The organism is Sorangium sp. So ce204 (assembly GCF_051526795.1).
Taxonomy (GTDB): domain Bacteria; phylum Myxococcota_A; class Polyangia; order Polyangiales; family Polyangiaceae; genus Sorangium; species Sorangium cellulosum_B.
Genome location: NZ_CP150317.1, coordinates 6595166 through 6609760 on the forward strand (window position 1 = coordinate 6595166; position 14595 = coordinate 6609760).

The 14595-nt window shown below is 70.4% G+C and carries 11 protein-coding genes and 2 tRNA genes; 3 read left to right on the forward strand and 10 right to left on the reverse strand.

Annotation, left to right across the window (positions count from 1 at the left end; genetic code table 11):
• Positions 1-41 precede the first annotated feature (41 nt).
• The 9 genes from WMF22_RS24525 to WMF22_RS24565 all read right to left on the reverse strand — a co-directional run bounded on the left by WMF22_RS24525 (position 42) and on the right by WMF22_RS24565 (position 10869).
• Positions 42-113 (reverse strand) — tRNA-Val (locus WMF22_RS24525).
• A 353-nt stretch (positions 114-466) separates the two neighbouring features.
• On the reverse strand, positions 467-1609 hold the full coding sequence (locus WMF22_RS24530) for a pyridoxal phosphate-dependent aminotransferase (protein WP_437301491.1): 1143 nt from the start codon (positions 1607-1609) through the stop codon (positions 467-469).
• Positions 1610-1750: 141 nt separating this feature from the next.
• Positions 1751-2860 carry an MlaD family protein gene (locus tag WMF22_RS24535; RefSeq protein WP_437301492.1) on the reverse strand — a complete coding sequence of 370 codons (1110 nt, stop codon included), beginning with the start codon at positions 2858-2860 and terminating at the stop codon, positions 1751-1753.
• A 35-nt stretch (positions 2861-2895) separates the two neighbouring features.
• On the reverse strand, positions 2896-3675 hold the full coding sequence (locus tag WMF22_RS24540; RefSeq protein WP_437301493.1) for an ABC transporter ATP-binding protein: 780 nt from the start codon (positions 3673-3675) through the stop codon (positions 2896-2898).
• Positions 3676-3715: 40 nt separating this feature from the next.
• Complete coding sequence (gene recJ / locus WMF22_RS24545) at positions 3716-5476, reverse strand: single-stranded-DNA-specific exonuclease RecJ (protein WP_437301494.1); 1761 nt, start codon at positions 5474-5476, stop codon at positions 3716-3718.
• A gap of 88 nt (positions 5477-5564) precedes the next feature.
• Entirely contained in the window at positions 5565-6806 is a 1242-nt protein-coding gene (gene secF, locus WMF22_RS24550) for a protein translocase subunit SecF (protein ID WP_438037189.1), read from the reverse strand.
• 75 nt (positions 6807-6881) lie between these two features.
• Positions 6882-9035 (reverse strand): protein translocase subunit SecD, encoded by a 2154-nt coding sequence (secD, locus tag WMF22_RS24555; protein WP_438037190.1) that lies wholly within the window; start codon positions 9033-9035, stop codon positions 6882-6884.
• Positions 9036-9090: 55 nt separating this feature from the next.
• Positions 9091-9525, reverse strand: coding sequence for a preprotein translocase subunit YajC (yajC, locus tag WMF22_RS24560; protein WP_437301497.1), 435 nt, complete (start codon positions 9523-9525; stop codon positions 9091-9093).
• 201 nt (positions 9526-9726) lie between these two features.
• Positions 9727-10869, reverse strand: coding sequence for a transketolase (locus WMF22_RS24565; protein ID WP_437301498.1), 1143 nt, complete (start codon positions 10867-10869; stop codon positions 9727-9729).
• 483 nt (positions 10870-11352) lie between these two features.
• Here WMF22_RS24565 and WMF22_RS24570 point away from each other — a divergent pair.
• The 3 genes from WMF22_RS24570 to infC all read left to right on the forward strand — a co-directional run bounded on the left by WMF22_RS24570 (position 11353) and on the right by infC (position 12763).
• Positions 11353-11424 (forward strand) — tRNA-Val (locus WMF22_RS24570).
• 33 nt (positions 11425-11457) lie between these two features.
• Positions 11458-11799 (forward strand): hypothetical protein, encoded by a 342-nt coding sequence (locus tag WMF22_RS24575; RefSeq protein ID WP_438037191.1) that lies wholly within the window; start codon positions 11458-11460, stop codon positions 11797-11799.
• Positions 11800-12037: 238 nt separating this feature from the next.
• A complete protein-coding gene (gene infC / locus WMF22_RS24580; RefSeq protein ID WP_438037192.1) occupies positions 12038-12763 on the forward strand; it encodes a translation initiation factor IF-3 in 726 nt (241 codons plus the stop codon).
• A gap of 192 nt (positions 12764-12955) precedes the next feature.
• Here infC and WMF22_RS24585 read toward each other — a convergent pair whose 3' ends face one another.
• Positions 12956-14503, reverse strand: coding sequence for a serine/threonine protein kinase (locus tag WMF22_RS24585; RefSeq protein WP_438037193.1), 1548 nt, complete (start codon positions 14501-14503; stop codon positions 12956-12958).
• Positions 14504-14595: the final 92 nt, after the last annotated feature.

Consider the following 14595-nt stretch of genomic DNA (forward strand, 5'->3'; position numbering starts at 1 on the left):
CTCGATGCGTGGAACCAGCTCACCAGAGGAGCGAATCGGGGTGGGCGCAGCAGGACTTGAACCTGCGACTTCGTCCGTGTGAAGGACGCACTCTACCGCTGAGTTATGCGCCCGATGCCAGCCGGTTGTCACCCGGCCGTTTCGGAAAGACGTGGCGCTTTTAACCCAAACATCGGCGTTCGACAAGAAGAACTCGCTGGCGATGTCGAACTTCTTCGCGGCGCTCCTTCATCAGGCCCCGAACCAGGCCCGAACCGGCGGGTCGCCGGTGAAGGCGCGTCTGGCGGCTGCGGCCAGCGCGCCGGCCGTGGGGCCCGCGCGCGCCGGCTGCGCGCCGCCGGTGAGCGACCGGGGCACGGTGCCAGGCGGACCGCCGCGTCCGCGCGGCGTCGCGGTCGAGCGAGCGGGGACGGGCGCCGCTGCGCTTCGAGCGCACGCGGGCACCGGCGCAGAGCGACGCGCGCGGTCAATCGAGCGTGGCGACGGCGCGCCGGAGCGCGGCGAGGCCTGCTTCGATGTGATCCTCATCGCAGGCATACGAGAAGCGAAGGTACCCAGGCGCGCCGAAGGGGGTGCCGGCGACCGCGGCGACGTGCGCCTGATCGAGCATCCACGTCGCCACGTCCTCGTCGCTCGCGAGCGTCGTCCCCTGGAAAGCGCGCCCGCAGAGCCCGCGCACGTCGGCGAACGCGTAGAACGCGCCTTCCGGCATCCTGCAGCGCACCCCCGGTACGGCGTTGAGCCCCTCGACCATCAGCGCGCGCCGCCGGGCGAACGCCGCGCGCATCGCGAACACCGCGTCGCGGGGCCCGTTCAGGGCGGCGACAGCGGCCGCCTGGGAGACGGCCGCCGCGTTCGTTGTGCTCTGGCCCTGGACCACGTCGAGCGCCCTCGCGACCTCGGCCGGCGCGATGCTCCAGCCGATCCGCCAGCCCGTCATGGCGAAGGTCTTGCTGACCCCGTCGACGACGATCACCCGCGGCGCGAGGTCCTCCGCGAGCGCCGGGAGCGACACGTGCCGGAACCCGTCGTAGGTGAGATCGGCATAGATCTCGTCGACGACGATCCAGCAGTCATGGCGCCGCAGCACGCCCAGGAGCGGGAGCAGGTGCTCTTCCGCATACGCCGAGCCGGTCGGATTGGAGGGCGTGCACAGGATGATCGCCTTCACCCGCGGAGAAAGCGCGCCCTGGAGCGCGTCCGCCGTGAGGCGGAACCCCATCTCCTCGGTCGTGTCGACGATGACCGGCGTGGCGCCGGCGAGGCGCACCTGCTCCGGGTAGCTCACCCAGTAGGGCGCGGGGATGACGACCTCGTCCCCCGGCTCGAAGAGCGCGGTCGCGAGGTTGAACAACGCGTGCTTCGCGCCGCAGCTCACGGTGACCTGGCTCGGCAGCGGCCGCCAGCCGCGGTGCTGCTCGGTCGAGGCGCAGATCGCCGACTTCAGCTCGGAGATGCCGGACACGGCCGTGTAGTGGGTGGCGCCGGCGTCCAGCGCCGCCTTCGCCGCGATGCGAATGTGCTCCGGCGTGTCGAAGTCAGGCTCGCCCACGCCGAAGGAGAAGACCTTGTGCCCGTCGGCGCGGAGGCGCGCGGCCCTCGCCGCCATGGCGAGCGTTGCACTGGGCGCGACGGCCGACAGACGGTCAGCGAGCTTCCTGGGCATCGAGACACTGAGGAATAAAGGGCGGCCTGAGATAACGCAAGGCGCTACCGCTCCGGCGCTTGCGCGGGCGGCTCGGATGTGCCGTCAGGGCGACGGCGTGGCGCCGCCGACCTGGACCGCGGGCTTCTGCTCGTCCTGCTTGATCGAGTAGCGCACGAGGGCGCGGAGCACGTCGTTGCGCTGCACGTTTCCGAGGAGGCTCTTCATGTCCTCGTAGATCGACGGATCGACCAGCAGGGCGCCGAGGGTCCCCTTGCCCGCCCTCATGTCGTGCACGATCGCCCGCAGATCGCCGGTCATCGCCGTCACGTTGGCGAGCGCCTCGGCGCCGTCGCCCTTGCCGCCATAGAGCGCGTCGTGCGCGAGGCTGTCGCTCTCGCGGATGCCCCGCAGCGTCATGGCGACCTCGTCCGCCGCGCTCCCGAACTGCTGAATCTGCTTCTGCGGGCCGTCGCCGTAGATGACATCGTGCGCGAACCCCGGCCCCTCCTTGACCCGCGAGACGACCCCCCGCACCTCGCGCACCGCGCTCGCGAGCTCCGTGCTGAGGCGGTCGAGGCTCTGCACGGTGCGCGAGATGCGCTCGGCCTCCTCGGGATCGGTCAGGAAGCGGTGCGGGTAGCCTTCCCCCTCGGTCACCTGCTTCATCAGCGTGTTCGCCGAGGCGACCGTCTCGCGGAGATCCCTGTGCAGCTTCTCGTCGGCGATGTTCTCCGAGACCTTCTGGATGTTGTCGAGCGTCGCCTCGGCCTTCTCGGCCATGCCGGTCACCTTCCCCATCACGTCGGTCGGCACCTCGCCGGGGATGTGGCCGCCGGGCGGCACCGAGTCCGGGCTCTGCCCCTTCGTGAGCTCCAGCATCTTGTCGCCGAGCAGGCCCTTGTTCGCGATCTGGGCGACGCTGTCCGTCTTGATCCGGCTCGCCTCGCTCTCGACGATCTCGAGCTTCACATAGATCTTGGTGTCCTTCGGATCAGGGCCGTAAGCGACCTCGGCGACGTGACCGATGTCGATGCCTCCCATGCGGATGGGCGCGCCCGGCTTCAGCCCCTGGACGTCGGCGAAGTTCGTCGTGAAGGCGACGGAGGAGTCGAAGAGCCGCCGCTCGTCTCCTATCAGGAAAATGACTACGGCGGAGAGCACAAGGCCCGCCAGCACAAAGAGTCCGACCTTCAGATCGCGCGCTCTGCCCATGCAGAAGGGCATCTTGCGCGATCTCGGGAGGATCGTCACGCGCCGAGAAGCGTCTGGACGTCCTCATTCACCGGAGCGGTCCCGGTGATGAAATCGGCGACATGGGGATCGGTGGACCTCCGGAACTCGTCCGGGGTGCCGGTCGCGATGACCTCGCCGCGAAAGATCATCGCCATCCGATCGGAGATCGAGAACGCGCTCTTCATGTCGTGCGTCACCACGATGCTCGTCACGTTGAGCGCCTGCTTCAGCCCTTTGATGAGGTGGTTGATGCGCTCGGTGTTGATCGGATCGAGGCCGGTCGTCGGCTCGTCGTAGAGCAGCACCTCGGGCTGCACCGCGATGGCGCGCGCGAGGCCGACGCGCTTCTTCATGCCGCCGGACAGGTCCCCCGGGCGCATCTGCTCGATGCCCGGCAGGCCGACCAGCGACAGCGCCCAGTTGACCCGATCCGCGATCTGCGCCTCGGTCATCTCCTTGCGGTAGTGCTCGTGCAGGCCGTAAGCGACGTTCTCACCGACCGAGATCGAGTCGAACAGGGCGCCGCCCTGGAAGAGCATCGCGATGCGCTGGCGCACCCCGGCGATGCGCGACTCGCTCAGGCGCGTGATCTCCTCACCGTGAAACTGGATAGATCCACCGTCAGCGTCGAGCAGACGGATGAGCAGCTTGAGCATGACGCTCTTGCCGACGCCCGAGCCGCCCATGATGGTGAGCGTCTCGCCCGGGTACACTTCGAGGTTCAGGTCGCGGTAGATGACCTTCGGACCGAAGGCCTTGCGCACACGCGAGAACCGGATCAGCGGCTCAGCCACGCGTTCACGCTAGCACGCCGCGGAGGCCCGCCGCGAACGCTCAGTCGGACGCGGCGACGTGCTCGATCCTGATCTCGACGGCGTCCCCGCCGCGCCAGGCGTCGCGCCGGAGGCGGCCCACCACGTCCACGCGCTTGCCGGTGAACCGCGGCGCGAGCTCGCCCAGCTCGAACCCGAAGCACGAGATCTCGCGGCGCGCGAACGTGAGCTCCAGCTTGAGGTGGCCCTTCAGGTTCCTCGCGGAGCGCACGGCCGCGCCCGCCACGAGGACGTACGACGGGCGGTTGCCCTCGCCGCACGGCTCGAGCCGCTCGAGATCGCGCGCCACGGCCGCCGGATCGTCGCGATCGTCGAGCCGGACGTGTGCGGCCGCGAACGCCGAGGCGGCCGGGAGGTCCTGCTCGCGGAAGGCGTCGCACCACGCCGACCGGAGCGCCTCGACGCGATCGGCGCGCACCTCGACGCCGGCCGCCGCCTGGTGGCCGCCGAAGCCGACGAGCTCGGCGCGGCACCGGGTGAGCGCGTCGTGGAGCCGCGCGCCCGCTGGACCGCGCACCGAGCCGCGCCCCTTCGCGCCCTCGAGCGCGATCACGATCGTCGGCTTGCCGTAGCGAGCCGTGATCCTGCCAGCGACGATGCCGACCACGCCGGGGTGGAAGCCCTGCCGCGCGATGACGATCGCAGGATCCCGAGCGAACCCGGCGCGCTCGATCTCGGCGAGCGCGGAGGTCAGCATCTCGTCCTGGATCGCGCGCCGCTTCATCTGCGCCTGCTCCACCGTGGCGGCGAGCGCGGAGGCGGTCACGCCGTCGTGCGCGAGCAGGAGCTCCAGGGAGATGTCGGGATCGCCGAGCCGACCGGGCGCGTTGAGGCGGGGCGCGATCCGGAAGGCGACGTCCTCGGCGGACGCGCCGCGCCCGAGATCGAGGTTGGCGAGCGCCGCGAGCGCGCGGAGCCCTGGACGGGGCCCGGTCTGGAGCACGCCAAGGCCGGCCCGCACGAGCGCGCGGTTGTCACCCGTCAGCGGAGCGACGTCGGCGACCGTGCCGATCGCCACGAGGTCGAGGTAGGGGCGGAGATCGAGCGACGAGCCGAGCTTCTTGCGCACGGCGGCCAGGAGCGAGAGCGCGAGCCCGCAGGAGGCGAGCCCCTTGTACGGGAAGCCGCAATCGGCGCGGTGCGGGTTCAGAAACGCGATCGCGGGGAGCGGCTCGGCCGGCACGAGGTGGTGATCGATGACGACGCAGTCGATGCCGGCCGCGCGGGCCGCGGCCAGCCGCTCGTGATCGCTGGATCCACAGTCGCACGTGATGAGCAGCGTGGGACCTGTGCGCATCACGCGCTCCAGCGCGGGCGCCGAGAGGCCGTAGCTGCCTTCGGCGCGGGTCGCGAGGAGCGGCACCACCTGTCCCGAGAGGGCGCGCAGCCCGCTGGTCATGATGGCGGTCGCGGTGATCCCGTCGCAGTCGTAGTCGCCGAAGACGGCGATCCGCTCGCCGGCGCGCACGGCGCGCGCGATCCGCTCCGCGCTCGCCTCGCGATCGGCCATCGCGTCGGGCGACGTGAGGTGCGAGAGCCGCGGGTCGAGGAAGCGCCGGGTCGCCTCGTCAGGCGCCCAGCCGGCCCGGTGCAGGATGTCCGCGACCGTGATCGACAGCCCCAGCTGGCGCGCCATCACGAGCGCCTCGGCGGACGCCTCGCCCGGATCCGCGACGGGCGCGGCGCCCCCCGCGCCGTGCGAAGCCGAGGCCGGCGCCTCGCGCTCGGGGAGCTCCCTCCAGGCCTCCGTGGCGGTGCTCATCACGGAAGCGGGTACACCGACGGGGTGGGTGCGTCCATGGCCTGGGGCGGTTCAGGCCGCGCGGCCACGCGCGGCCACGGCGAGGCGCTCAGACGACCGCGTCGGCGCGCTTCTGCGTGCGGACGCGGCGGACCTTCTTGCGCTTGCTCCCGTTCGCGCCGAAGAACCGGCGGTCGATCCACTCGGTGAGCGGCGCCGCGACGTAGATCGACGAGTACGTGCCGACGGCGATCCCGACGACGAGCGTGAACGCGAAGTCCTTGATGACGCCCGTGCCATAGAAGAGGAACATGACGAGCGACAGCAGCGTCGTCATCGACACGAGGATCGTGCGCCCGAGCATCTCGGAGAGCGAGAAGTTGATGACGGCGGCGAAGCTCATGTCGCGGTGCTTCCCCAGGTTCTCGCGGATCCGGTCGTAGACGACGACCGTGTCCGTGATCGAGTAGCCGACGATCGTGAGCAGCGCGGCGACCGTGGACAGGGTGATCTCCCGCTGCGTGATCACCATCGCGCCGAGCGCGATGCCGACGTCGTGCACGAGGGCGACGATGCCGCCGGGCGCGAACCGGATGTCGAACCGGAACGCGATGTACGCCATGATGAAGAAGATCGTGATGGCGACGCTCTTGATGGCCGCGTCGCGCAGCTGCGCGCCGGCCTTCGGGCCGATCCACTCGACCCGGAGCGCCTGCTCGGGCACCTTGTCCGCGCCGAGGTGCTGCCGGAGGCCGTCCATCAGCTGGTCGCCCTTCGACTTCAGGTGGAGCTCGACCTTGTTGTCGCGCTCGCTCACGACGAGCGGGTTGTTCGCGCCGGCCCTGAGCTCGACCCCCTCGATGCCCTCGAGCTGCTTCTTGATCCCCTCCAGATCGGGCGCGGCGTCGTAGCGCGTGGAGATCTTGTCGCCGCCGGGGCTGAACTTCACCTCGGTGGCGCGCACAGCGGGCGGGCAGCGGTCCTCGGGGACGGAGCCGTTCTCCGGCGGCAGGCACAGCCGATCGCGCACCGCGGCCTTCTGCTGCTCCGACAGGGCCGAGACCTCGTGGACCCGGATGAGGTAGCGGTTCGGGTTGGCCTGATCCGCGACGGACACGATGTCCGGGGCGTCGAAGCCCGCCTTGGTGACGGCCTCGCGGACCTCGGCGCTCGATACCGGAGCCCGGAAAGCGACCTCGACCTCGGTGCCTCCCTTGAAATCGGTCCCGAGCTTCGGCCCCGGCACGATGAACGAGATGATCGACAGGATGAGCAGCACCCCGCTGAGCCCGATGAAGAGCCAGCGCTTGCCCATGAAGTCGAACTGACGGCCAGGTTTGATGAGTTCCATCGTCGTGTCTCAATCGGAGAGCCGCTCGCGCGTTCTCCCTCATAAGGTCGGAGAGCGGCTCGCGCGCCCTCGTTCTCAGCCGAGCGAGAGCGTCTTGATCTTTCGGCCGCGGACCGCCCAGTCGAACATCAGGCGGGTGCAGACGACCCCGGTGAACAGGCTGATCGCGATGCCGACGATCAGCGTGATCGCGAAGCCCTTGATGGGGCCGGTGCCGTACTGCGCCAGGATGAGCCCCGAGATCAGCGTGGTTACGTGGCCGTCGAGGATAGCGCTGAACGCCTTGTCGTAACCGACGTCGACCGCGGCGCGCGGGCTCTTGCCGTTCCTCAGCTCCTCCCGGATGCGCTCGTTGATCAGCACGTTGGCGTCGACCGCGATGCCCATGGTGAGCACCAGGCCGGCGATGCCGGGCAGCGTCATCGACGCCCCGAACATCGCGAGGACGGCGATCTGCAGGATGAGGTTGAAGATGACGGCGACGTCCGCGATGAGCCCCGCGCGGCTGTAGATCACCACCATGAACACGACGACGAGCAGGCCGCTCGCGATGGCCCCCTTCATGCTCTGCTGGATCGCGTCCTTGCCCAGCGACGGGCCGATGCGCTGCTCGTTCGAGGGGGAGATCGGGGCCGGCAGCGCGCCCGATCGGAGCACCAGCTCGAGCTTGCGCGCGTCCTGGAGCTGCTGATCGGGGTTCTGCGAGCCCATCGTGATCTGGGCGCGGCCGCCGCCGATCTTGGTCTGGATGACCGGCGCGCTCTCGACCTTGTCGTCGAGGATGATGGCGAACCGCCGCTTGACGTTCCTGCCGGTGATGTCCTCGAACCGGTCGGCCCCGGTCGGGGTGAAATCCATCGACACGTACCAGCCGCCGAGGCCGCCCTCGCTCTGATCCGGGAGCGCCTGCGCGTCGCGCACCATGTCGCCCGTGATCTCGGCCTTGCTGAAGAGGAAGTACGTCCGCCAGCCGATCTCGTCGATGGCGTCCTTCTCCTCGTCGTACTCGTACAGCTTGCCGAAGCCGATCTCGTTGTCCGCCGGGACCTGGAGCGTCCCGACCCACTCGCGCAGCCGCTTCAGCGTGTCGCGCATCTCCTCGTGCTCCGCGCGCACCATCCGCGCGAAGTGGACCGGCTTCGTCTTCCCGGGGCCGACCGGCGCGTTCTCGATCGAGAACGTCAGCCCCTTCGGGAGGTCCTCCTCCTTGGCGCTCCTCGCGATCGGCTCGAAGAAGTCCTGGTCGTCGTCGACCATCTTGAACTCGAGGCGCGCGGTCTGGCTGATGATCTCGCGGATCGTGGTGAACGCGGCCTCGTCGTCGCCGGGGACCTCGATGATGACGTCCTCGTCGCGCGTGGAGACGCTCGCCTCCTTGAGGCCGAGCCCGTCGACGCGGCGGAGCACCGTCTCCTTGGCCTGCGACACCGCCCGCTCGCGGATGCTGCTCGAGACCTCGTCGCGGATCCGGAACTTCGCGACGCGGCGATCCGCCGAGCGCTGGAGCTGCAGCTCCTGCAGGAACTTCGCCAGGAACTCGTCGTTGATCTTCTCGGAGTCCGCCGGGTCGTTGAACGTGATCGCGATCGTGTCCGCCTGCTCGCGCGACTTCTCGATGCGGAGCTTCGTCTGGAGCTTCTGCATCTCCTCGATCGTCGGCGGCCTGTCGCCCTCGTGGAACCCGAACGACCTCGCGAGCGCCGCGCGCAGGTCGTCGTAGTACCGATCGCGCTTGTCGCTGATCGCCTCGTCGACGTCGACCGTGTAGACGAGGCGGAGGCCGCCCTTCAGATCGAGCCCGCGCACCAGGCGGAACGGGATGTTCGACGTCAGGAAGCGGCTGAACCCGAGCTCGCCGGCCCTCGCCCGCGTCTCCTGCTCCGCGACCTCCTCCGACGAGAGGCCGGTGTGGACGGGGCGGCCATACCGCTCGTCGTGGTAGGTCGGGTAGATGGCGAGCGCCGAGCCGAGCGCCAGGAACAGCACGAAGCCCGTCTTTGCCCGCCACGCGAAATCGATCCACGGCCCGAGGCAGAGCAGCGCCCACGGCACCATCAGGCCGAACGTCGCGAGGGCCCAGAACACGTGGTAGTGGGCCGCGAACGCGGCGGCGCCGGCGGAGAGCGCCGCCCAGGCGAAGACGCCGCGCTTCGCTCGGCTGAGCCACGCGCCGAGGAGGCACAGGCCGGCGACGCCGGCGAACCCGTACTGGAAGATGTTTAGGAGCATGGAGTCTGGCGCCGCGGGGGCGGTAAAAAAGCTTCCTGTTGGGCCGAGCGCCGGCCTACGACTTCTTTTCCTTCGCCGCGTCGGCGACCTTGGCGTCCGCCGCCGCGACCTCGCCCGGATCGGGGCCCTGGATCGCGCTCTTCAGGACCTGCACGTTCACGCCAGGGGCGATCTCCAGCTTGACCCTTGGGGAGTTCGGGCTGATGTCGACGATCCTGCCGAGGAGCCCGGACTGCGTGACGACCCGGTCGCCCGCCTTGAGGCTCGACTCGAGCTGCTTCTGCTTCTTGCTCTGGCTCCGCGTCATCACGAAGATGAGCAGCAGCGGCAGCGCCAGGATGAGGAACTGGAAGGCCCCTCCGCCGAACGGCGAAGAAGGCGGCGCCTCCTGCCCTCCGGACGGCGGCGATTGACCTTCGACCGGCGTCGCGGGCGCGTTGCCCGCTCGCCCGGGGGCGGCGTTCGGCTGGAACCAGTTTGAGCTTGCCAAGGTGACGCGTGTCTCCGGGCCCCGACGGGCTCGCCCGCAAATTGCGGGCCTCTCCCAACCCCCCGGGGCCCGCCTCCATACCCAGGATCCAAGGGTCGCGCAAGGAGCTAGGCGGGCAGGCTCACCCGGGCGTCCGGGGAATGCAGCCAGGCGGCCCTTTCCGCGCTTGCGTCCCTGCCGCTCTCCCGCTGCCGCGCGGCGTCAGCCGTCGCTGCCGAACACGATGTGCCGGCGAGCGCGCTCCCCGCTCGCGATCTCTGCGAGCGAGAGGCGCACGTCGCGCTCGGTGATTGTGCCGTCGATCGTCGCGAACGTCGCGGAGAGGATCGGCGGGATGCGCCCGACGCTGGGGAAGCCCGGGGCCCAGGTGAGCGCGTCGGCGAACGCCGCCTTCACCGCGGCGGCGACGGGCCCGTACGGCGCGAGCGGCACGTCGAGCGGCTCCAGGACCACGATGGCCTTGGCGCGCCCGAGCGTCTTCACCACGTCGGCCCCGAAGAACGGGCGGAGCGCGCGCACGCCGACGAGGCCGACGCGGCGGCCCTGCGCGCGCAGGCTGCGCACGACCTCGCGGGCCGCCGGGAACGCGCAGCCCACGACGACCATGATCTCCTCCGCGTCCGCGGTGTCGACGCGCTCGATCGCGCCGAGCGGCCTGCCGGTCAGCTCGCAGAGCTCCCGCATCGCGCTGGCGAGCGCGAACGGAACGCGCGCGCAGAAGCCCCGCTCGGCCCGCTTGCGGACGACGCCGCGGCCCTGCGGGCGAGGCCCCCCGTCGCCGTCGCTCTCGCCCGGCGCCGCGTCGGTGAAGGTCGGCGCGCTCCGCTCGGAGCCGAGGAAGCGCGCCGCGAGCTCGCGCGCCCCGCCGAGGGCCGACACGTCCGACGGCAGGGCGTCGACGAGGTGCAGGAACGGCGTCTCGCTGTCCTCGGCGGCGCGCCGCGCCACGAGCGTCATGTCGGCCGCCTCCTGGCTGCTCCAGGTCACGAGCACCCCCGCGCCGACGTCGAGCGCAGGCGCGAGCTCGTCGCGCCCGACGGCGAGCCCGCCGCGGCGCTCGATGACGTGCACGGTGACCGGCGTCCGCACCGCCGCCGCCTCGCCGAGAGCGGCGAGCGCCCCGACGAGCTCGTGGGCGCCCAGCACGACGCTCGCGCGCTGCCCGGCGCGCGTGCGCGCGGCGGCGCCGCGGATCGCCTCGGTGGCGCACGCGGCGCGCTCGATCGGCAGATTGCCGGGCACGGCCGCGTGCGCGGCGAACAGCGCGCTCCCCGCGGCCACCTCGACATGTGCGATCACCGCCGCCGGATCCGGCGGCGCGCCTAGACCGTCAGGCCCTGCCATCCCATCGTTCGTCGCCCGAGCCGCACGCGAGGTCAAGCGCGAGCGCGATCGGCCTCCGCACAGCGGCCGGCCTGGAGTAGCGCGGCGATCGCGCTCGTCGGTGTTCGTCAGTGTCCGGACGTAAATCCGAGAATTCACGCTCCCAGCGCGCAATGCGCTTCCGCCGCGCGCGGCTCCCGGCCGGTCGCTCGCCCGGCGCACCAAGCGCGCCGGGGAAGCCTGCCGCGCCCGGCGCCCGGCCTGTGGCTGCCGCCGGGCGTCGTCGACCGATCGACGGCTCGACGATTCAGCGAACCGGCTGCTGGCGGCGGGGCGAGGACGGCCGCCGTCCGAGCCCTCACCAGGAACACCAGGGAACCGGTCACATGCACCGGGCCGCCACGACAAAAGCGACCCCACGAAACATATCGCTTGACGGACTTCCACCCCCTTGATAGGAGGCGCTCTCCGTTTCGTCGGCCTCGGGCCGAGCGGGCGGGACATAGGCGCGTAGCTCAGTGGTAGAGCACTACCTTGACACGGTAGGGGTCGCCGGTTCGAAACCGGCCGCGCCTACAAATCAGCAGGAGACCTAGCCTGCGAGGTTTCATGGCCCTCGATCAGACAGCCCTGGCCGCCCCGGCGGCCCGCACCACGGTGCGCAAGGCTCTCGCCGACGACATCGCCAAGAACCGCCCCATCCTCGGCGCCCACGTCAACGGGCGCCTCGTCGTTCTTCACCCTCACACTCCCTTCCGCTTCGACGACCCGGCCTGGATCGGGCTGGTCCGGACGAGCGCTCCGGATGGCCCTTCGGCGAACGCCGCGGCCGCCCCCCGGTCGCGCGACCTCGACGAGGTCCTCGGGGCGATGCTGCTCGCGGAGCTCGCCGGCCGGCGAGCCGCAGCGCGGACGCTCCCCCGGCTCGCCGTGAGCGCATCGGGTTCGTGACCTGCCGCTCCGGCCGGCCTCTCTCGTCCGGCAGTCCCTTCCCCACCCCCGTCGAGCCCGGCGCGCCATGGCCCGGAGCGCCGATGCGCCGCGGCGCTCGTCCTGCTTGCTGCCGTTGCCTGCGGCGCAGAGTCAGGCGACATTGTCGTGGTGATGGACGCCACGACCGGGCTCGGTCGCGGAGCGGCGGACCGTCGCTTTCAAGAGCACAGAACACAAGGAGGCAGCGAAATATCACATGGCGATGAGACGCTTCGACCCTCGGCAGGCCCAGCGGGGGCCGCAGATCCGCATCAACCAGCGCATCCGCGTCCCGGAGATCCGCGTCATCGGTGATGATGGCGAGATGCTCGGCATCATGCAGACCCACGAGGCGCTGCGCCGAGCACAGGAGAAGGGGCTCGACCTCGTCGAGGTCAACCCGAAGGCGGATCCCCCGGTCTGCAAGATCCTCGACTTCGGCAAGTACAAGTACGACGAGAAGAAGAAGGCCCGCGAGGCGAAGCGCAAGCAGAGTGTGGTGGAGATCAAGGAGATCAAGCTCCGTCCCAAGACGGACGACCACGATCTCGAGTTCAAGACCAGGGCTGCTCACCGGTTCCTCGGCGCAGGCCACAAGGTGAAGTTCACGGTGCGCTTCCGCGGCCGCGAGATCACCCACCCGGAGAAGGCGCAGGAGCAGCTCGACTGGATCGTCCAGCACTGCGAGGAGATCGCGAACGTCGAGGTGCGCCCCATGATGGAGCAGCGCACGATGACGCTGATGATGGCGCCCAAGCCGGCGATCCTGCAGAAGGTGGCCCAGGCCCGCGCCGCCGCGGAGAAGGCGCGTCAGAAGGCGATCCAGGAAGGGCGCGCCGCTCCTGCCCAGGACGACACGGAGGAAGAGGAGATCGAGAAGCTCGAGAGGGAGCTCGAGGAGCAGGACGACGACGAGGACGACGACGCGGAGGGGACCGAGTAACACGTCCGGCGAGAGAGCGCGCCACGACACCGATCACGGTGCGGCGCGCCTCGCAGGGGCGGCGTGTAGTCGCGTGTTGATGCGTGCTGACGTGCGCTGAGCGCTCGTGCGCTGGGCACCTCGCCGCCGCGCAGCACGCAGCGCCCATGGCTCGGCCGTGGGCGCCGCGAGGAGCACGCTCCCTTCGCCGGGTCAGGGCGGGATCAGACCGCCGAACCACGCGCCTGCGGCGAGGGCGGCGAGCGCGGCGACGAGCAGCACGGCCTTCACCGCGCCGCCCCCGGTCCTGGCTGGAGGGGCCAGATCCGGCTCCAGGTCGCGCGGCGCGGCCGGGACGAGCGGCGCGGCCGGGATGAGCGGCGCGATGGGCGGCGGCGCAGGGCGCTGCATCTCGGGTACGGGCTGCGGGGAGGCCAGGGTCGGCACGGCTCGCCTCTCGAGCGGCGGATGCGCCGGCACAGGCGGCGCGAGCAGCGGACCCACGGGCCTGGACGAGGGGACGCGGGAGGAAGGGGCGAGCGGAAGGCCGAAGCCCGTCTCCTCGAGCGCGGCGAGGTTGCCCTCCTCGACCGACACGGTGGCGAGGGACCGCCGCATGACGTCCTCCCCCGGCGCCGAGAGCTTGTCCCCCGGCGCCGAGAGCTTGATCTCGTCGGCCCACTTTCCGATGTCCTCGAAGGCCGAGATCTTGAGCGGCTCGTTCAGGCGCGTGGTGCTCGGCGCCGCCTTGTCGTCCGGGAGCGACGTGAACTCGAGCAGCGTCTCCTCGATGAGCCGGTCGATGAACGACGCCTTGTCCGACGTGGGAGCCCGCTTCCGGAGCGCCATGGCGCTGCGGACGTGCTCGGCGATGTCGTAGGCGCTGACGGGCCTGCCGAACCTGTACAGGAAGGTCGTGAGATCCCGGCCGAGCTCGCGCGCCGAGTCATAACGCTCCGCGGGATCGCGGGCCAGCGAGCGGGCGATGATGCGATCGAGCTCGGGGGGGACCGCCTTGTTGCTCTCCGAGAGCGGCGGGATCTGCGCCTGCTGCACGAGCTTGACCGTCTGGTAGTCGGTGTCGCCGAGGAAGAGCCGCTTGCCGGAGAGCATCTCCCAGAGGATCGCGCCGAGCGCGAAGATGTCGGTGCGGTGATCGACCTCCTGGCCCTGCGCGGCCTCGGGCGAGAGGTAGCTGAACTTGCCCTTGATGATCCCGGCCTCGCTCTTCTCGAGCTGGCTCGTCGCCTTGGCGAGGCCGAAGTCGACGATCTTCACCTCGCCGTACTTCGTGATGAGCACGTTCGGAGGCGACATGTCCCGGTGGACGATCTTGAGCGGATGCCCGTCGGCCGCCTTGAGCTCGTGGGCGTACGTGAGCCCCTCGCAGAGCTTCGCCGTGATGAACACGGCGGACTCGACCGGGAGGGTGCGGCCGGCCTTGCGCATCGACTCGAGGACCGCCTTCAGATCGGCGCCGTCCACGTACTCCATCACGATGAAGTACGCGTTGTCGCCGACGCCGATGTCGAACACCTGCGCGACGTTGGAGTGCGAGAGGTGCGCAGACAGCCGCGCTTCGTCGAGGAACATCGCGATGAAGCGCTTCTTCTCGCTGAGGTGCGGGAGCACGCGCTTGATCGCGACCTGCTTCTTGAACCCCTCGATCCCGGCGCTCTCCGCCAGGAAGACCTCGGCCATGCCGCCCGAAGCTAGCCGCTCGATGACCCGGTAGCGCTGCTGCTGGTGGGCATCCGTCATGGTCCACCTAGTACACCACGTCCCACGCTGCGCGCGGAAACAACCGGCTCGTCTTCATCGGAGCCCGCGGGCGAGACGCGCAAAGAGTGCGG

Coding starts and splice junctions, on each gene's coding strand:
- infC (WP_438037192.1), top strand. CDS start 12,038: ATGGCGATGAGACGCTTCGACCCTCGGCAGGCCCAGCGGGGGCCGCAG.
- recJ (WP_437301494.1), bottom strand. CDS start 5,476: ATGAGCACCGCCACGGAGGCCTGGAGGGAGCTCCCCGAGCGCGAGGCG.
- secD (WP_438037190.1), bottom strand. CDS start 9,035: ATGCTCCTAAACATCTTCCAGTACGGGTTCGCCGGCGTCGCCGGCCTG.
- secF (WP_438037189.1), bottom strand. CDS start 6,806: ATGGAACTCATCAAACCTGGCCGTCAGTTCGACTTCATGGGCAAGCGC.
- WMF22_RS24585 (WP_438037193.1), bottom strand. CDS start 14,503: ATGACGGATGCCCACCAGCAGCAGCGCTACCGGGTCATCGAGCGGCTA.
- WMF22_RS24565 (WP_437301498.1), bottom strand. CDS start 10,869: ATGGCAGGGCCTGACGGTCTAGGCGCGCCGCCGGATCCGGCGGCGGTG.
- WMF22_RS24575 (WP_438037191.1), top strand. CDS start 11,458: ATGGCCCTCGATCAGACAGCCCTGGCCGCCCCGGCGGCCCGCACCACG.
- WMF22_RS24535 (WP_437301492.1), bottom strand. CDS start 2,860: ATGGGCAGAGCGCGCGATCTGAAGGTCGGACTCTTTGTGCTGGCGGGC.
- WMF22_RS24530 (WP_437301491.1), bottom strand. CDS start 1,609: ATGGCGGCGAGGGCCGCGCGCCTCCGCGCCGACGGGCACAAGGTCTTC.